The organism is Streptomyces sp. NBC_00704, assembly GCF_036226605.1.
Taxonomy (GTDB): domain Bacteria; phylum Actinomycetota; class Actinomycetes; order Streptomycetales; family Streptomycetaceae; genus Streptomyces.
In genome coordinates, this window is record NZ_CP109000.1 from 823526 (window position 1) to 839521 (window position 15996).

Genomic DNA, 15996 nt, shown 5'->3' on the forward strand with positions numbered 1-15996 from the left:
GTCGTCGTCGGCGCCGGAGGTCACGCGCCGCGACGGCGCAACCGGTTCAGCAGGCCACGCCTGGGACGGTCCGGATCGGCCGGTCGAGTCGCGTTCCGCTGCTCCGGTGGGGGTGGCAGAGCTCGTTTCGGCGCGGGGCGCGGTGCGGGCTGATGGGCGCGCGCCTCGTCCAGGGTGCGTCGCAGGTCGTACGTCAGCCAGCCGATCTCGTCGGCGTCCTCCGCCGTCATGATCTTCTCGACGAGGTGTGCGGCCGGTGTGCCGGGGGCGCAGTGGGCGGGCGGTCCGGGCCGGAACCGGTTCAGGTGCGAGCGTTCATAGGGATCCGTGACGATCTCGGCGACCCGGAGAGGGTCGAGGAACCCGGCCAGGGCTCCGGCGCGCTGCCACGGTTCCCGGGCCTGGCGGAGGAGGAAGCCCAGGTGGCGTCCGCGCCAGTTCCGGGGACGCAGGTCGACGCCGGCGGCCAGTTGGCTCCGCAGCGCCTCGGGTGTGCGGCCGGTGAACAGGAACGCGTTGGTTCGGTCCGCGGCGAACTGGCGCAGTTCGTCGGCGAGATACAGCCAGACGACGGCCCGGTAGCGGTTCAGATAGAACCTCACCGGCACCACCAGCCCCAGACGTGCGAGCCGGGTGAAGCGGGTCGGCGGCACACCGAGCAGGGCGGCGCCCTCGGCGGTCCCCACGGCCCGCACGCCGTCGCGCAGCGCTTCGGGGAAACCGGGCTGCGCCCGCTGGCGATCGATCTCGGCGCGCGGCACCCTGCATGCGCCGCCTGCTTCGTCGGGCACGGTCCTGACGCGCCCGAGGTGCACGGCGAGATCGAACTCGGCACGCTTCAGGTTCAGTTCGCGGGCGGCGCGGCTCGGCGTGCGGGAGGAGGCGGAGTCGCGCGCATGAGGGAGGGGGGTGCGGGCGGTGATCGTGGCGGTGGCGTTCGGGACGGTGGCGGCGGCCGCGACGGTGGCCGTGACGGCGGTCGCGGCGGTTGTGGTGTTGGCGTTCGTGCCGGTGGCGGTGGTGGCGCAGGTGGCGTTCGTGCGGATCGTGGTGCGGGACATCGTCGTCTCCCCCGTGGAGTGAAGTGGTACGGAGCGAGGGCCGCGTCCTTCGCGGTGACCTCGGGAAAAACCGTAGCCGCAATGCCACAGAGCGCGACGAGCCTGTGGATAACTTTGAGCGAGGGAGAGAAAGCGCAGGTCAGAGGTCGGTTAATGGGTCGCGATCCGGGTGCCGGGCATCGACGGTCAGATGCTCGCCGATCTGGTTGACGAGCCGGGTCGTCTCGTAGGCGATCCGGCCCATGTCGGCGTCCGCCGCGCTGAGCACGCACAGACAGCTGCCGGTGCCCGCGGCGGTGACGAAGAGCACTGCGTCGTCGAACTCGATCATGGTCTGCCGCACGCCGCCCGCTCCGAAGTGGCGTCCCGCCCCCTTGGCGAGGCTGTGCAGACCGGACGAGACGGCGGCGAGGTGCTCCGCGTCCTCCTGGCGCATTCTCGAACTCGCGCCCGCCACCAGCCCGTCGTTGGACAGGACCAGCGCATGGCGTACCGGCTCGACGCGCTCGGTCAGATCGTCCAGCAGCCGGTCCAGGCCCTCGTTCCCCGCCATGCCCCACTCCCCCGTGTGACGTCCCCGTGTGAAGTCCCCGTGCGATCCTCCGCCTCACCGGAGCATCTGTTCGCCAGCCTTGCGCAGGACCGGGCGCCGGAGCAAGGAGGATGGCGGCATGGCACAGAAGATGACCGATGAGGAATGGCGGGCGTTCGTCACGCACGGGACCCGCACCGGAAAACTGTCCACCGTGCGGGCCGACGGCAGCCCGCACGTGGCGCCGATCTGGTTCGTGCTCGACGGCGACGACGTGGTCTTCAACACCGGAAAGGACACGGTGAAGGGCCGCAACCTGGCCCGGGACGGCCGGGTCGCCCTGTGCGTGGACGACGACCGGCCGCCGTTCGACTTCGTGGTCCTTCAGGGCCGGGCGCACCTCTCGGAGGATCTCGACGAGCTTCGGCACTGGGCGACCCGGATCGCGGCCCGGTACATGGGCGAGGAACGGGCCGAGGAGTTCGGTGCCCGTAACGGCGTACCGGGCGAACTCCTCGTCCGTGTCACCGTCGCCAAGGTTCTGGCCCAGAAGCGCATCGCGGACTGACGCGGGGCTTCGTACGGCGCCGTCAGCCCACGGAGTCGAGCAGCCGGGCGGTGTGCACCCGCCCGGCATACTCGACCAGTCTGATCAGGACCTCCTTGCCCGAGGCACGGTCGCGGGCGTCGCACAGGACGACGGGGGTGCCGCCGTCGAGGTCGAGCGCGCGTGAGACGTCCCGGGCGTCGTAGTTCCGCGAGCCGGTGAAGCAGTTGACGGCGACGACGAACGGAATGTGCCGGTGCTCGAAGTAGTCGACCGCGGGAAAGCAGTCCTCCAGACGCCGGGTGTCGGCGAGGACCACCGCGCCCAGAGCGCCCTGGGACAGCTCGTCCCACAGGAACCAGAACCGGTCCTGGCCCGGGGTCCCGAACAGGTACAGGGAGAGGCCGGAGCGGATGGTGATGCGGCCGAAGTCCATCGCGACGGTGGTCGTGACCTTGTGGTCGACGCCCTCGGTGTCGTCCACCGACTGCCCGGCCTCACTGAGCAGTTCCTCGGTGCGCAACGGCTTGATCTCGCTGACCGCGCCCACCATGGTGGTCTTGCCCACGCCGAACCCGCCGGCGACCAGAATCTTCAACGCCAGGGGAGCCGTCTCGGCGGTGGCGTCGGAGTGCTCGTAGACCATGGATCACTTCTCTCGGGAGTGCCGGTGGCGGTCTGCGTCGGTACAGAGGTGTGCCGGGCGCAACGGGCTGCGCCGGTACGAGAACGCCGCGCCCCGACACGAGATCGCGCGGGGCCCGGCGCGCTGTGCTGAAGCCAGCATCATGACAATCACGGTCCCCCTTCGAGCGGTTCGACCGGTTCCGGCCGATGTGACCGACTCCTGAACGCCGGTGTCCGAGCGGTGTTCGAATCGGTACCGCCCGGGCCCGTCCGCGTCCGGGTCGGTCCCCGGCGTTCGTCTACAGCGCCCGCAGGCCTTCGATCACCTCGCGCAGGATCCTTTCGTCGGGCAACCGCGCGGGCGGCACCGGACGGCTGACGGTGAGGCAGCCCAGCTCCAGCAGATCGCCGAGGAGCACGCGGACCACGCCCAGGGGAAGATCTGCGCCCGCCGCGAGTTCGGCGACGGACTGCGTCTCCGTACGGCACAGGCCGACGAGAGCGCGGTGTTCCGGCCCGAGCGCCATGCCGTCCGTGCCGGGTGCGCCCGGATCCAGCGCGACCAGGGCGATCAGGTCGAAGCGCACTCCGGTGGGGCCGGGCCGGGTGCGCCCGCCGGTCATGGCGTACGGGCGCACCAGCGGGCCGGCGTCGTTGTCGTACCACTGGCTGCCCCCCGCGCGCGGGGCGGCGGTCCTGTCCTCGGTCATCTGCGCGGGTCGCTCTCGGGTCTCATCCGACGGGCGGTCGCGCGCCGAGGCGCGGCGGCGTGTAGAGGTGTTCTCCGACCCGTTTGACCAGTCGCGCCATCTCGTACGCGACCAGGCCGATGTCGGCGGTCACCGCGGTGAGAACGGCGAGACAGGAGCCGTCGCCGGCGGCGGCGACGAACAGGAAACCGTCGTCCATCTCCACCATGGTCTGGCGCACTCCGCCTGCTCCGAAGTGCCGGCCCGCCCCCTTGGCGAGGCTGTGGAAGCCGGAGGCGACGGCCGCGAGGTGTTCGGCGTCCTCGCGTCTGAGGTCGGTGGACGCGCCGACCGCGAGGCCGTCGTTGGACAGCACCACCGCATGGCGCACCTCGGTCACACGCATCACCAAGTCGTCCAGCAGCCAGTCGAGTTCACCCGACCGCCGGGCCGACCGCGTACTCGGGTCCTGGATCATGCGGGGTCTCCTTCACTGCTGTCGCTGCCCGGTTCGGGCTTCGGTCCGGCTCCACGGCCGGATTGCCTTCCGCCGCCCCGGGCCCAGCCGTCCCGGTAGGCGGCCATCCGGTCCCGTACGAGTTCGGGAGTCCGTCTCTCGTCGCCGCTCGGGGCTGCGGCCAGAGCGGGTTCCTCGGCGTGTGAGCGGCGCAGCTGGGGGGCCAGGCTGGCCTGCCGCACCCGGCGCGGCAGGTCGTCCGAGTCTTCGATGTCGTCCGGGGGGCGGTGCAGGCGCAAGGCGGTCACTCCGGGGGGCGGTGGGTCGGCGGCCGTCGGTTCGGCGGCTGCCCGCCGGGGGGCCGCCAGAGCGGGACGGTCGGCGGGGGCGGGGACGGCGTCCTGGCACGGCTCGCCGGACCGGCGGTCGGGGAACTGCCCGTCGTCCGCCCGACGTCCGGCGCTCTGCCGGTCGGGGACCTGCCGGTCGGCGCTCTCGCGGTCGGCGGTACCACGGTCGACGGCGCGAGGGCCGGCTGCGGGGCGGTCGACAAGCACGTGCGCGTACTCGCCTTCCACGGGCCGCCGCAGGGGCGCCGTCTCGACGGCGGAACGTTCCGGCCCGCCGTCGTGCAGCAGGGGCGTGGGCAGCAGGACGACGGCTGTGGTGCCGCCGTAGGGCGAGGTCCGCAGGTGCACTTTGACGCCGTGCCGGGCGGCGAGCCTGCTGACCACGAACAGGCCGAGCCGGTCGCTGTCGAACAGGTCGAGGGCCTCCGACTGCGCGATGCGCCGGTTGGCGTCGGCAAGGACCTCCTTGCCCATGCCCAGCCCCCGGTCCTCCACCTCGACGGCGTATCCGTTGCCGACGGGTTCGCCGGTGACGCGCACACGCGTGTGCGGCGGCGAGAACTGGGCCGCGTTCTCGACGAGCTCGGCGAGCAGGTGCGTCAGGTCGGCGACCGCGGTGCCGATGACGGCCGTCTCCGGGAGCCTGCGCACCTCCACGCGCGCGTAGTCCTCCACTTCGGAGACGGCGGCTCGGATCACGTCGGTGAGCGTGACCGGCATGCGCCAGGCCCGGCCGGGCGCGGCGCCGGAGAGGATGATCAGGCTCTCCGCGTGGCGTCGCATGCGCGTGGTGAGGTGGTCGAGCCGGAACAGGTCGCCGAGTTCGTTCGGGTCGTCGGAGCGGCGCTCCATGCTGTCCAGGAGGGTCAGCTGACGGTGGACGAGGATCTGGCTGCGCCGGGCGAGGTTGACGAAGACCCCGGAGATCCCGCCGGCCAGTTCGGCACGTTCCGCGGCAGCGCGCAGGGCGGCGCGGTGCACGGTGCTCAGCGCTTCGGCGACCTGCCCGGTCTCGTCCTCGGCCGGCTGTCCGTGCGGGGCCTCGGCGTCCACGTCGATGTCCTCTCCGGCGCGCAGTCTCCGCATGGCTTCGGGGAGCTTGCGCCGGGCGATCTCCAGCGCGTCGTTGCGCAGGCTGACGAGCTCGACGACGAGTCCGCGGCCGATGCGCACCGAGATGACGAGCGAGGCGACTACGGCTGCCAGGCCGAGCAGGACGGCTGCGCCGGGCGCGCTGAGCAGGCCGCGCACGAGCGGGTCGTCGCGGCCTGCCGCCTCGCGTCCGGCGCCCGTCTCGAGGCTCCGCATCCCGTGCTGCACGCGCGCGTGGGCCGCATTCCAGGCCCCTGGCGGAGCGGCCGCGATCGCCCGGGCGCCGGGTCCGTTCGCCAGCACCTTGTCCTCGGCCGTGTACAGGGCCGCGTAGTCGCCGCCCGCCGCGAGACGCCGCCAGCCGGTGCGTTCGGGGCCGCGCAGATCGGCGACGGCCGTCTCCGTCAGCATGCGGCGGCTGCCGACGGCCCCGGCGAACAGGCGCAGGCGCTCCGTGTCGAGGCGTCCGGTCGGGCGTGCGCCGGACAGGACGGCGTCCTCCCGTGCGAGCGCCTCGCCCGCGCGGGAGAACTCCAGCAGTACGCGCGTGTGCGGACCGGGGCCGGCGTCGTGGACGTCGGAGAGGGCTCCGCTCACCGAGAAGGCCGCGGAGATCGTGCTCGTGTAGCGGTCGTAGGCCTCCTTCCAGCCCGCATCGCCGCCGAGCACCGAGGTCCGCAGCGGGGCGAGCGCCTCGGCGCCGGCGACGAACCGCTGGAGCCGCCGGGCCACTTCCGCGGGCAGTTCCCGGCCGTCGGCGACCGTGCCGTGGTCGACCTTGAGCTCGGCGACCGCGCGGTCCGTGCGTGCGCCGAGGACTCCGAGGCCGCCGTCCCGCCCGGCGTCGGGGTCGGCGGCCGCGTACCGCACGGCGGCCGCCCGCTCCGTCTGAAGGGCGGTCACCGCGTCCGAGAGAGGAGCGCGGACCTCGGCGTCCACGCGCTGTAGCCGGCGCAGCGTGGAGACGTCCTGGGCGGTGCTGACGGTGGCGTACGCCCACAGGGCCAGCAGGGACACGACCGGCACCATCAGGAGGCAGACGATCTTGGCGCGCACCGTGCGCGGCCTCAGCCGCCGGCGATCCGTGCGCGGGGGCGTGGCGTCCGCCGGCAGATCCGCCGGCGGATGCGCCTCGTCGGCCGGGGGTCCGGCGTGGGCGCGGCGCCCGCGTGTGGGGGGCGGCGCTTCGGCGCCTGCCATGGGGGTCCTACGGGGTGTGCGCATGGCCTCCTCGCTCGGAAGGTGGGGCGGGGCTCGCCGGTCGTGTCAGGCGGTCCTGGCCTGCTGTCGGTCGGCGGAGCTCTCCCCCGGCCGCTGGGCGGACGCGGACGCCTCGCTCTCCCCCGCGGTGGGCGACAGCGCGACGAAGGCCGCGGTCAGAAAGAGGTAGGACCCGAGGCCGACGGCGAGGGGGAAGACGAACTGCATCGCCGTGGCCCCGGGCAGCGGCGCCCCGGAGGGCCTGACATGGACGCTCACGGCGAACATCGCCGTGTAGTGCATGCTGCTGACCGCCGCTCCCATGACGAGGGAGGCGACGCCGACGGCGATCGGCGAGCTGATGTTGAGCGCGGCCCAGAGCGCCGCGGTGGCGGCGGCGACCGCGATCAGCACGGAGAGGCCCACCTTGACGGGGTCGTAGCTGATGTCGCCGTGCAGCCGGACCGCGGCCATGCCGAGATAGTGCATGCTCGCCACGCCCACACCGGTGGTGAGACCGCCGATCAGCAACGCGCGCGTGCGGTCACGGCTGTAGCCGACGGCGAAGACGCCGGCGCAGACGACGACCATGGCCACGAGCAGGCTGAGCACGGTCAGCGCAACGTCGTAGCGCAGGTCGGTGCCACGCACCGCGAAGCCGAGCATGGCCACGAAGTGCATGGTCCAGATGCCGGTGCCGATCGCCGAGGCGGCGGTGATCAGCCAGTTGCGGCGCGAGCGTCCGGTGGCGCCGAGAGCGCGCACGGTACAGCGCAGCCCGAGGGCGGCGCCGATGCAGGCCATCGCATACGACAGCACGGGGGTCAGCCAGCCGAAGGCGGCGTGGTCCAGGTGTCCCATGGGCCAGGGACGCTAGCCGGAGCACGGAAGCACAAGGGGGGCGCATTTCGAAAGCTGCTGGAATATGACGGGGAAGTGCGACGGAACGACCGGGTCACGCTCGAACATGCGCACCAAAGCATCACCCGTGCCGGTGAGAGATCATGCGGAACATGAGCGACGACCACACACACGTCCAGGAGTTCTTCGCGGCGCGCGCCGCGCACTGGGACAGCCGGTTCCCCGACGACGGTCCCGCCTACGAGGCCGCGGCAGGCGCACTCGGTCTGCGCCAGGGGGACCGCGTGCTCGACGCCGGGTGCGGCACCGGACGCGCCCTGACGCCGCTGCGTGCGGTCGTGGGGCCCTCCGGAACGGTCGTCGGGGTGGATCTGACCCCGGCCATGCTGGAGGCCGCCGTACGGGCCGGACGGGACCGCGACGGGCTGCTGCTGCTCGCCGACGTCGCCGCTCTCCCGCTGCGCTCCGCCTCGCTGGACGCCGTGTTCGCGGCCGGACTCGTCGCCCACCTGCACCACCCGGCGGACGGCCTGCGCGAGTTGGCCCGGGTGGTGCGCCCCGGCGGCACGCTGGCGCTCTTCCACCCGATCGGCAGGGCTGCCCTCGCGGCCCGTCAAGGCCGGAGCATCACACCGGACGACCTGCGCGCGGAGCCCAACCTCGCTCCTCTCCTGGCCCGTACGGGCTGGCGCATGACCTCGTACGCCGACGAGGAGTCCCGTTTTCTCGCGCTCGCCGTCCGGGAGGAGTGAGTCGTCCGTCCTCCTGTTTCCCAGCGCTCACCGTCCGGGAGGGCTGAGGACTCACGCCCGTCCGGCGACCGCGCTCGCGAACGCGTCGGGCCGGTCGAACATCACGTTGTGGCCCGCCCCCGCAACGGTCACCACCCGCACACCCGCCGCCTCCAGCGCGTCCGCTCCGTCGAGTTCCCCGCTGAGCGCGCCCTGCAGACAGACGCGTTCGACCGTCTTCAGCCCGAGAAGGATCTCGCGCATGACGGGCTCCGATCCCCGGCGGAGCCCCACGGCACTGCGGTGCAACGCGCGCGGGTCCGCGAGACGCATGGTGGCGGCCCACACGGACCCCACCTTTTCCAGCACACGCGCGTACCCGCCGCCGACGAACTCCTCCTCCGTGTACGAGGCGATGCCGCTGCTGCCCGCCGCGGCCGGCGGAAACGCGTCGAGGTTGGCCTCCGTCAGCACGAGCCGCGACACGAGGTCGGGGCGGCGGTGAGCGAGCACGAGAGCCACCGAGCCCCCCATGCTGTGGGCGACCAGCTCGGCCCCTCTCACGCCCGCCGCGTCCAGCGCCGCCGCGAGCGCGTCGGCGTGGTCGTCCAACGCGTAACCGAAGTCCGCGGGACGATCGCTGATGCCGTGTCCGGGCAGATCGACGAACAGGCTGCGCCGCCCAGTGAGTTCGGGACGGCAGGCCACGTGCGCGTGGTAGACGGTCGAGGCCGCTCCCAGACCGTGCACGTACACGCGCGCGGGCTCCTCCCCCGGCGTCTCGGTCCAGCGGATCTGACTCCCGCCGCCGTCGAACTCGACTTGCCGCATCGCTTCCCCTTCACCTCAGCACGACTGTCACCAGGAGACGGACCCGACGCGAGGCGTCCGTACTTGATCGTCATCACTGGACTTGACTTCAGTTGACTGGACGTCACTTGGCTTGACGCCGCCTGGACCGCCCTGGACCGAACTGCACTGGACCGAACCGGACTCGACCGAACTGGACTCGACCGGACTCGACCGGACTCGACCGGACTCGACTGACCGGACCCGACCGAAGATACATCGGCTACGTAGTATTCCGTCAACGATGTATTCGTCAATCGATGCAGCCGCCGATCGATGCAGCCGCCGATCGACGTACTTTGGGCCAAGAGGTGAGGTGGCACTGTCGTGCGGCACAATGCGGCCATGTTGGAGCTCGCCATCCTCGGCTTCCTGTACGACGCCCCGCTGCACGGCTACGAGCTGCGCAAACGCATCTCGGCGTTGACCGGGCACGTGCGTCCCGTGGCCGAGAGCACTCTCTACCCGGCGATCAAGCGGTTGGAGAAGGCGGGCTTCCTGGTACGCACCACGGAGCCGGGCGCGGTGGCCGCTCCCCGGCACGTCCTCAGCCTCACCGAGGAAGGCAGGACGGAACTGCGCGGACGCCTCTCGGATCCGGACCAGCGCGACATCACCGACGAGAACCGCTGGTTCACGCTGCTCGCGTTCCTCAGGCACCTGGACGACGCCGAGGCCCAGGCTGCCGTCCTACGGCGACGGCTGGCCTTCCTGGAGGAGCCGGCGAGCTTCTTCTACGACGGCGACCGGCCGCTGCGCGCCGAGGAGCTGGGGGATCCGTTCCGGCGGGGCGTCCTCACCATCGCGCGGGCCACCTCCCGGGCCGAGCTGCGCTGGCTGCGCGAGACGCTCGACTCACTGTCCGGCTGACTCGCCCGGCCGCCGTACGGGGCAGCCTGCCGTTCCCGGAGTCGGACGAGTGCCCAGCTCCTCCAGTCGGTAGCCGTTCGGGTAGCCCTTGATCTCCCGGTTCTGCCGGGCGTGGTGCGGGGCACGGCGCGGCGGGAACAGCCGCACCGCTCGTCCACGCGCGCGGAGCGCTCCGCGCACCAGAGCGCGGGTGACGGTACCGGGTGCCGGATAGCGGAAGGCCTCCAGGAGCGGTGCGTCGAGAAGGGCGAGTGTGGCACGGCGCAGAAGAGGCGCCAGCAGCCGCGGGTACCACGAGGCCATCAGGTCGAGCGTCGCGTCCGAGACGCGCCGCGCACCCTCGTCCCAGCCGAAATGAGCCTCCTCGTAGGCGTCGAGACAGGCCTCGAACTCCTCGTAGGTTCCCGGAATGCCCTTGATCCCCATGCGTTGGCCCAGTGTGCGGTAGTACGCGCTACAGGCGACGATCTCGTGGCGCGACAGCCTGCGCCAGCCGTAGGCGTCGATCCACCGCTTGGGCATCACGACGAACGTGCACAGCACGTACCGCATGTCGTCGTTGCTGATGTCGTAGCTGCGGTGCATCCGGTTGATGCGGCGGACGGCGGTGCGCCCCTGCTCGCTGTCGAAGCCGTGCTCGACGACGGCGTCGAGCAGAAGCGAAGTGTCGTCATAGCGCTTCTGGGAGCGGTCGGTGAGTTCCGCGGTCTCCGCGAGCAGGCGCCCGATGGAGGGCACCGCGTAGGTGCGGTACAGAGCCATCTCAAGCGTGACCGTCACTCCGAGTGTCATTCGTTTTCGTATGGAGCTGGCCGCCTGACCTGGAGGAATGATGTCCGAGCCGAGTTGGAAGACCGAGCTGCGCTCGGAGTTGGACGACGCCGCAAGCACGATCGAGCGCGGAAGCTCGATCCAGGGCGGCATCGACTATGGCCGCCAGGGTCTGGAGTCGACGGTCTTCGAGGCGCTCGACGCCGCTTACCAGCGCGGCGAGCAGGCGGGCTCGTCCCGCATGAACTACCGCCTGGTCCAGGAGAACGAGCGTCTGCGCCGCGAGCTTGGACTGGCGCAGCAGAGCAAGCGAAGAGAGGAGGTGTGTCCGACGTGCCTGTCTGCCATCGGTGCCTCCGGGTCCACTGCATCTGCGGATGAGACGCCCGAAGGGGCGGCATCGTGACCCGACTTCAACGAATCATCCTCTTGGCCGCCTTCACGGCGGCCTTCTTCATTTCTGGAGTGCCTCGATGAAGGAGCACGTCAAGAGCTTCGCCGTCTGGCTCTTCTGGGCCACGGTGCAAGCAGTGGTCGGCGGGATCGTCGGCCTGTTCCTCGTGGCGATGTACCTGAGGGCCCGCTGATGCGAGAGAAAGATCAGGCTCGCTTCTGGTCCAAGGTCGCCCTGCCCAACGAGCAGGGCTGCATGCTGTGGCTGAAGGCCACGGACAAGGACGGCTATGGGGTTTTCGGGACGACCTCGGGCCAGCGTCGGGCCCACCGCGTCTCGTACGAACTGGCCTACGGGCCTATCCCTGACGGGCTGGTCATTGACCACGTGCGCGCCAAGGGCTGCACGAACACAAACTGCGTGGCACCGGCGCACCTTGAGGCCGTGACGCAGGCGGAGAACGTACTGCGCAGCCGGGGCCTGCCTGCAATTCATGCAGCCAAGACCCACTGCCATCGGGGGCATGCCTTCGATGAGAAGAACACGTACCGGTACCTACGGCGCGGTCGACCCGCTCGGAACTGTCGGGCCTGCGCTGCGGCTCGGAAGCGTGGGAAGGGAGGTGCCCCCCTTGTTGTATGACCCTCACCGCAAGTGGGCGCCTGCTCAGACTCCTGTTCAGCCCACGCGCTGACAGCGGTACGGCCTAAGATCCAGCCGTACACGACGACACCGGCCGCGCGGACAGGCGCTGACCGGTGTCTGATCAGTCGCGAAGGGACTGACTGTGACCAAGACTCTCACGGCCACGCTCAGGGCCGTCGACTACCTCCGGGTGTCGACGGAGCAGCAGAAGCAGGGCTACGGCATCAGCTACTCCGCCAAGAAGACGGCGAAGTACATCGCGTCCAAAGGCTGGGCGCACATCGACACGTTCAAGGACGAGGGCGTCTCCGGCTCCCTGCCCTGGCAGGAGCGCGACGACCTTCCCCGCCTCATGAAGCTGGTACGGCAGGAGCCGCGCCCCTTCGACGTGGTGGTGGTCTCCGAGACCCGCGCCATCGGCCGCCGGGACCGGGCTTTCTGGCGCTGGGTGTGGGAACTGCAAGATCTCGGCGTCTTCGTCGCCGTGGTGGACAAGGGCATTGACAACACCACGGAAGACGGCGAAGCCGCGATGCGCGAGGAGGCGAACTACGCCTTCAAGGAGTACACGCGCATCAAGGTCCGGACGCAGTCCGGCATTCAGGAGAAGGCCGAGGAGGGCGGGCATCCCGGCGGCGTCGCGCCGTACGGGTGGCGCATCCAGGACCAGGGCCGGCGGGGAGAGTCCCGCCTGACGCTCGATGTCTGTCCCGCGGACGGGCACTGCACGGTCGTCCATGAGACGGACGTGCTGGAGCGTGCCTGGCACTTGATCGTCGTCGAGTCCAAGAACTGCCGCAAGGCGGCCATGGCGCTGAACGCCGAAGGGCTGCGCACGCGCCGCGGCAGGCTGTGGGCCGCGGGGAACCTGCGGCGCAAGCTCCAGTCACGGGCTGTCCAGGAGGCCCGGATGCTGTACCGCAACCCCGAGACCGCGGGCCGCAAGAACGGCACCAAGCTGGACGTCCACGGCCAGCCGGCCAACGGCCAGAGCGTGGTCATCGAGCTGCCCCGCCTCTTCTCCGAGGCGGAGGTCGAGCGACTGAACAAGGCGCTGGAGCGCAACGCCCGCACCCGTAAGGCCGAGAGCAACGTCCACCCGCTGTCAAAGCGGGTCTACGGCTCGTGCGGGAAGTACTACACGGGCCTTGACCGCTGCGATCGCCCCGGCCGCATGTACCGCTGCTCGGGCAAGATCGAGAGTCATCCGGGCGCGAAGGTCTGCACCTGCTCACAGGTGGACGCCGACGCCCTGGAAGGGCGTTTGTGGGACGAGGTCTGCGCCCTTCTCCAGGACCCCGAGCGGCTCACGCTGATGGCCATGGACTGGCTGGACATGGCCACGGGCCAGCAGGGCGACCACGACAAGCGCGTGGCCGAGCTGGATTCGAAGATCCAGGACCAGGACGAGGCGATCACCAACATGATGATCGTGGCCGCGAAGAGCAAGTCTCCGGGCGCTGCCGCCAAGGCGATCAAGGCCCTGGAGGACGAGCGCGAGGAGCTGGTCAAACTCCGGGAAGAGGCCCTCGCCTGGAAGGCGGAGGGCGAGCTGGCCCAGCAGCGGGCCCACGATCTTCAGGCCCTGGCCGACGTGGCCAAGACCCGCATGAGGGACATGACCGCGGCCGAGAAGGCCGAGGTGTGCGACTTGCTGGATCTGAAGGTCACGCTCGCCGGCCCGGTGCCGAAGAAGGTCCGGGCAGACGACACGCTCACGGCCTGGTTCCGTGAGCGGGACCGCGGCGTCCCCGTCCTGGACGACAGCGCCTGGGCTCTCGTGGAGCCCCTCTTCAAGGCCTCTGAGCGCCGCGCACGGGCCGACCGGATCCCGCACCGTCAGGTGCTCGAAGCGGTCCTCATGAAGGCCCGTGAGGGCATCACCTGGAAGGAGCTTCCCGAGCACTTCGGGAAGACCACGGGCCTGACGACCCGCTACCAGCGGTGGGTCGCCTCCGGCCTCTTCGAGCAGGCGATGGACGTGCTTGCGGAGTGCGAGAGCACTCCCCTGCCTGACCTGTACCCGCTGCCTCCGCTCCTGGTGGAGGGCAAGATTGACCCCCGGTTGCTCATCCGAGTTCCGGCGGCACCCGAGCAGACGGTCCCGAGAGCCCGGGTGACGTCCCACGGGAACTCGAAGGCCGCCATGAGCCGGTAGATCTCGGAGGCGTCCTCGTGCGGGTCCAGCCGACGGATCCGTTCGAGACGTTCGAAGCGCTTCACCACTGCGTCCCCTCTGTTGCCGCCGGAGTGCCAACTCTAGGTTGAGAAGCAGCAGATGAACGTTGATCCGGGGTCATGACCAGGGAAGGCGGTCGGCATGATCGGCAAGATCCGCACGGCGTTCGGAAGACTTCTCGACGCGAAGCGCGCGTCCTCGCGAGCGGACGGCACGGCCGGTCCGGACGGGACGCCGGGCCCCGCCAGGAAACGCGCCCCGAACCTTTTCGAGGCGGCCGCCTCCTACGTCTCGGCCTGCGCCGAGAACGACCAGGACAGGATCGACGAGGCGGCGGGCTGGGTGTCGCCCGAGGCCCTGTCCTTCGGGGTCAACGAACTGGCCTGCCGCGCCGTCCTCGCCCTCGCGCGAGAGCGCGACGAGTCGCCCCGTGCCGTGGCTCGCGCGCTCCTCGGGCTGCCGGCGACGTGACGCGTCCGACTGCCCGAGGTGGTCGATTCGCCCCGTCCGACCGGAAAGCTGCAGCTCCGGCTGTGTCGGCCGGCCGTGACAAGCGCCTTCCCACCGCACTAGGGTGCGCGCCGTTGGACGAACCGATGGGGAGGCTGGGATGGCCGGGACGGACGAGGACGCCGTCGCCGCCGCGGACGATGCGCTCTATGTGCTCACGGCGGTGCTGTTGACGCCGGCGAAGTTCCCGAGTGCGTTGGGCGACGACTATCCGGAGGCCTGTGCGGCGCTCGGCCTCCCGCCGCTCGCCGACGGCTACGGCTTGGTGCTGGGACAGGACGGCGAGGGCGCGCGCTGGACCGTCGTCATCGACGACGTGTCGCTGGTGGCGGTCGCCATCGCGTCGTGGGACTGCGGCATGGAGTACGACCTGTCGCCGAACGAGCGGACGGTGGTCGCCGCGCTGCCCGGCTGGCCGCTGGCGGTCGCCGTCGCGGCCCCCGGCGTGCCCGCGCCGCACGATCCCGCCCCCGAGGTGACGGACGGCCCGGCCCTGTGCCCGCCGGACACGAGCACCTGGGGTCCGGCCCAGCGGCGGCTGGGGGCGGACGAGATCGCGTTGCAGTGGGCGCTGTGGCGCGAGCAGATCGACGACACGGAGTTCGCGCCCTCCGCGCAGAGCGAGTCCGACACGCACGCGGGCGACCCGCACTCGGCCGACACGCACGCGACCGCCGTCGGAGCGGGCCGGGCGGACGCGGTGGCCGCTCAGGCCGGCGCAGTGACCGCTCAGGCCGGGGCCGCCCCGACCGGGGAGGCCGTCGCGGTGTCCGGGGCCGGAGGGGACGCGCCGAAGGGGCGCAGCGGCATCCGCCGTGTGCTGGCCGAAGTGCGCGCCTACGTGGACACCCCTCCTCCCCTCGGGCGGGTGCGCTCGTCGTTCGCTCCCGGCGACGCGCGCACCCTGCGCGCCGACGGGCCGGGCTGGTCGCTGGTGGCCAGGACCGACGACATCGCGTTCGTCCTCCTCGACGACGCGCCCGGCGAGGTTCTGCCGGTGGGCCGTGGCCCCGAACTGCCCGGACTGCTGGAGGCACTCGACAAGATGGCCGTGCGGCCTCTGTGAGGCCGCCCGTCCTCCCCTCGACGACCACCGCCGGCGGCATCCGCCCGTGACGCCCGCGGTGGCCTTCGGTTCCTGCGGTGACCGTGTCGGGTCACCGCAGGCGGGTACGTCCGCGGCGGGGCGCCGTACCGGTCGTGCCGTCGCAGCCGCGGCGCCCTCGCCTCAGCGGCCGATTTCCTTGCGGCTCACACGGCGCAGTCTGCGTCGCTGTGACGGATCGAGCGTGAGGTAGGCCGCCGCCGGAACCCCCACCACGATCAGCAGGGCCGCCCACCAGGGCAGCCAGATCAGCAGGAGAAGCCCGACCGCCACACCCCCCGCGGCGATCTTCGCGTTTCTCGACATCTGCCTCGCCTCCTTCGCGGCCGTTGCCGCTCTCTGCCATGAAAACGGGTTCGCGCCGCCCGCGGTTCCGAACCCGACCCTGAGACGTCCCTGAGGTACACCCCCGAGACTCCCCTGAGAACCCCTGACGCGCCCACCCGTGACGGCCCTCGCCGGGGGCCGCCGAGCCGCTGCAAAAGGCGTGCGTGTTCTCGGTTCGGTGCTGTACCCTCGGCGACCA

General features: G+C 71.3%; 18 protein-coding genes and 1 pseudogene. 8 read left to right on the top strand and 11 right to left on the bottom strand.

Annotated features, from left to right (window positions below; genetic code table 11):
* Positions 1-20: 20 nt before the first annotated feature.
* Complete coding sequence (locus tag OG802_RS03440; protein WP_329407094.1) at positions 21-1061, bottom strand: DUF6397 family protein; 1041 nt, start codon at positions 1059-1061, stop codon at positions 21-23.
* 139 nt (positions 1062-1200) lie between these two features.
* On the bottom strand, positions 1201-1614 hold the full coding sequence (locus OG802_RS03445; RefSeq protein ID WP_329407097.1) for a roadblock/LC7 domain-containing protein: 414 nt from the start codon (positions 1612-1614) through the stop codon (positions 1201-1203).
* Between the two features lie 118 nt (positions 1615-1732).
* Between OG802_RS03445 and OG802_RS03450 the strand changes: the two genes are divergently transcribed.
* Positions 1733-2161 carry a PPOX class F420-dependent oxidoreductase gene (locus OG802_RS03450; protein ID WP_329407100.1) on the top strand — a complete coding sequence of 143 codons (429 nt, stop codon included), beginning with the start codon at positions 1733-1735 and terminating at the stop codon, positions 2159-2161.
* Between the two features lie 22 nt (positions 2162-2183).
* Here the strand turns inward: OG802_RS03450 and OG802_RS03455 are convergent, their stop codons facing one another.
* The 5 genes from OG802_RS03455 to OG802_RS03475 form a co-directional block, all read right to left on the bottom strand.
* Positions 2184-2786 carry a GTP-binding protein gene (locus OG802_RS03455; RefSeq protein ID WP_329407102.1) on the bottom strand — a complete coding sequence of 201 codons (603 nt, stop codon included), beginning with the start codon at positions 2784-2786 and terminating at the stop codon, positions 2184-2186.
* 280 nt (positions 2787-3066) lie between these two features.
* Positions 3067-3477 carry a DUF742 domain-containing protein gene (locus OG802_RS03460; protein WP_329407105.1) on the bottom strand — a complete coding sequence of 137 codons (411 nt, stop codon included), beginning with the start codon at positions 3475-3477 and terminating at the stop codon, positions 3067-3069.
* Positions 3478-3499: 22 nt separating this feature from the next.
* On the bottom strand, positions 3500-3934 hold the full coding sequence (locus OG802_RS03465; RefSeq protein ID WP_329407108.1) for a roadblock/LC7 domain-containing protein: 435 nt from the start codon (positions 3932-3934) through the stop codon (positions 3500-3502).
* On the bottom strand, positions 3931-6579 hold the full coding sequence (locus tag OG802_RS03470; RefSeq protein WP_329407111.1) for a sensor histidine kinase: 2649 nt from the start codon (positions 6577-6579) through the stop codon (positions 3931-3933). Before OG802_RS03470 ends, OG802_RS03465 begins: the two co-directional genes overlap by 4 nt.
* A gap of 42 nt (positions 6580-6621) precedes the next feature.
* Positions 6622-7416, bottom strand: coding sequence for an MHYT domain-containing protein (locus OG802_RS03475; RefSeq protein WP_329407113.1), 795 nt, complete (start codon positions 7414-7416; stop codon positions 6622-6624).
* A gap of 152 nt (positions 7417-7568) precedes the next feature.
* Here OG802_RS03475 and OG802_RS03480 point away from each other — a divergent pair, with 152 nt between their 5' ends.
* Positions 7569-8168: a class I SAM-dependent methyltransferase gene (locus tag OG802_RS03480; protein ID WP_329407116.1), complete on the top strand. Its 600-nt coding sequence runs from the start codon at positions 7569-7571 to the stop codon at positions 8166-8168.
* Between the two features lie 51 nt (positions 8169-8219).
* On the opposite strand, the gene OG802_RS03485 is transcribed toward OG802_RS03480, so the two are convergent.
* Positions 8220-8978: an alpha/beta fold hydrolase gene (locus OG802_RS03485; protein ID WP_329407118.1), complete on the bottom strand. Its 759-nt coding sequence runs from the start codon at positions 8976-8978 to the stop codon at positions 8220-8222.
* Between the two features lie 363 nt (positions 8979-9341).
* On the opposite strand from OG802_RS03485, the gene OG802_RS03490 reads away from it, so the two are divergent.
* Positions 9342-9866 (top strand): PadR family transcriptional regulator, encoded by a 525-nt coding sequence (locus tag OG802_RS03490; protein ID WP_329407121.1) that lies wholly within the window; start codon positions 9342-9344, stop codon positions 9864-9866.
* On the opposite strand, the gene OG802_RS03495 is transcribed toward OG802_RS03490, so the two are convergent.
* Positions 9852-10628 carry an oxygenase MpaB family protein gene (locus OG802_RS03495; RefSeq protein WP_329416924.1) on the bottom strand — a complete coding sequence of 259 codons (777 nt, stop codon included), beginning with the start codon at positions 10626-10628 and terminating at the stop codon, positions 9852-9854. The genes OG802_RS03490 and OG802_RS03495 overlap by 15 nt on opposite strands.
* A gap of 70 nt (positions 10629-10698) precedes the next feature.
* Here OG802_RS03495 and OG802_RS03500 point away from each other — a divergent pair, with 70 nt between their 5' ends.
* The 3 genes from OG802_RS03500 (at position 10699) to OG802_RS03505 (ending at position 13834) form a co-directional block, all read left to right on the top strand.
* Positions 10699-11043, top strand: a complete 345-nt coding sequence (locus tag OG802_RS03500; RefSeq protein WP_329407124.1) for a hypothetical protein — start codon at positions 10699-10701, stop codon at positions 11041-11043.
* Positions 11044-11286: 243 nt separating this feature from the next.
* Positions 11287-11673 carry an HNH endonuclease signature motif containing protein gene (locus OG802_RS35915; protein ID WP_443055434.1) on the top strand — a complete coding sequence of 129 codons (387 nt, stop codon included), beginning with the start codon at positions 11287-11289 and terminating at the stop codon, positions 11671-11673.
* A 145-nt stretch (positions 11674-11818) separates the two neighbouring features.
* Positions 11819-13834: a recombinase family protein gene (locus OG802_RS03505; RefSeq protein ID WP_329407126.1), complete on the top strand. Its 2016-nt coding sequence runs from the start codon at positions 11819-11821 to the stop codon at positions 13832-13834.
* Here the strand turns inward: OG802_RS03505 and OG802_RS03510 are convergent.
* Positions 13783-13899, bottom strand: a pseudogene (locus OG802_RS03510) (oxygenase MpaB family protein); the annotation flags it as partial. The gene OG802_RS03505 and the pseudogene OG802_RS03510 overlap by 52 nt on opposite strands.
* Before the next feature lie 97 nt (positions 13900-13996).
* On the opposite strand from OG802_RS03510, the gene OG802_RS03515 reads away from it, so the two are divergent.
* Together OG802_RS03515 and OG802_RS03520 are read left to right on the top strand one after the other, a co-directional pair.
* On the top strand, positions 13997-14326 hold the full coding sequence (locus OG802_RS03515) for a hypothetical protein (protein WP_329407128.1): 330 nt from the start codon (positions 13997-13999) through the stop codon (positions 14324-14326).
* A gap of 139 nt (positions 14327-14465) precedes the next feature.
* Positions 14466-15431, top strand: coding sequence for a hypothetical protein (locus tag OG802_RS03520; RefSeq protein ID WP_329407130.1), 966 nt, complete (start codon positions 14466-14468; stop codon positions 15429-15431).
* 162 nt (positions 15432-15593) lie between these two features.
* On the opposite strand, the gene OG802_RS03525 is transcribed toward OG802_RS03520, so the two are convergent.
* Complete coding sequence (locus OG802_RS03525; RefSeq protein WP_329407134.1) at positions 15594-15776, bottom strand: hypothetical protein; 183 nt, start codon at positions 15774-15776, stop codon at positions 15594-15596.
* Positions 15777-15996 lie beyond the last annotated feature (220 nt).

Coding starts and splice junctions, on each gene's coding strand:
- OG802_RS03440 (WP_329407094.1), bottom strand. CDS start 1,061: ATGTCCCGCACCACGATCCGCACGAACGCCACCTGCGCCACCACCGCC.
- OG802_RS03445 (WP_329407097.1), bottom strand. CDS start 1,614: ATGGCGGGGAACGAGGGCCTGGACCGGCTGCTGGACGATCTGACCGAG.
- OG802_RS03450 (WP_329407100.1), top strand. CDS start 1,733: ATGGCACAGAAGATGACCGATGAGGAATGGCGGGCGTTCGTCACGCAC.
- OG802_RS03455 (WP_329407102.1), bottom strand. CDS start 2,786: ATGGTCTACGAGCACTCCGACGCCACCGCCGAGACGGCTCCCCTGGCG.
- OG802_RS03460 (WP_329407105.1), bottom strand. CDS start 3,477: ATGACCGAGGACAGGACCGCCGCCCCGCGCGCGGGGGGCAGCCAGTGG.
- OG802_RS03465 (WP_329407108.1), bottom strand. CDS start 3,934: ATGATCCAGGACCCGAGTACGCGGTCGGCCCGGCGGTCGGGTGAACTC.
- OG802_RS03470 (WP_329407111.1), bottom strand. CDS start 6,579: ATGCGCACACCCCGTAGGACCCCCATGGCAGGCGCCGAAGCGCCGCCC.
- OG802_RS03475 (WP_329407113.1), bottom strand. CDS start 7,416: ATGGGACACCTGGACCACGCCGCCTTCGGCTGGCTGACCCCCGTGCTG.
- OG802_RS03480 (WP_329407116.1), top strand. CDS start 7,569: ATGAGCGACGACCACACACACGTCCAGGAGTTCTTCGCGGCGCGCGCC.
- OG802_RS03485 (WP_329407118.1), bottom strand. CDS start 8,978: ATGCGGCAAGTCGAGTTCGACGGCGGCGGGAGTCAGATCCGCTGGACC.
- OG802_RS03490 (WP_329407121.1), top strand. CDS start 9,342: ATGTTGGAGCTCGCCATCCTCGGCTTCCTGTACGACGCCCCGCTGCAC.
- OG802_RS03495 (WP_329416924.1), bottom strand. CDS start 10,628: ATGGCTCTGTACCGCACCTACGCGGTGCCCTCCATCGGGCGCCTGCTC.
- OG802_RS03500 (WP_329407124.1), top strand. CDS start 10,699: ATGTCCGAGCCGAGTTGGAAGACCGAGCTGCGCTCGGAGTTGGACGAC.
- OG802_RS35915 (WP_443055434.1), top strand. CDS start 11,287: ATGCTGTGGCTGAAGGCCACGGACAAGGACGGCTATGGGGTTTTCGGG.
- OG802_RS03515 (WP_329407128.1), top strand. CDS start 13,997: ATGATCGGCAAGATCCGCACGGCGTTCGGAAGACTTCTCGACGCGAAG.
- OG802_RS03520 (WP_329407130.1), top strand. CDS start 14,466: ATGGCCGGGACGGACGAGGACGCCGTCGCCGCCGCGGACGATGCGCTC.
- OG802_RS03525 (WP_329407134.1), bottom strand. CDS start 15,776: ATGTCGAGAAACGCGAAGATCGCCGCGGGGGGTGTGGCGGTCGGGCTT.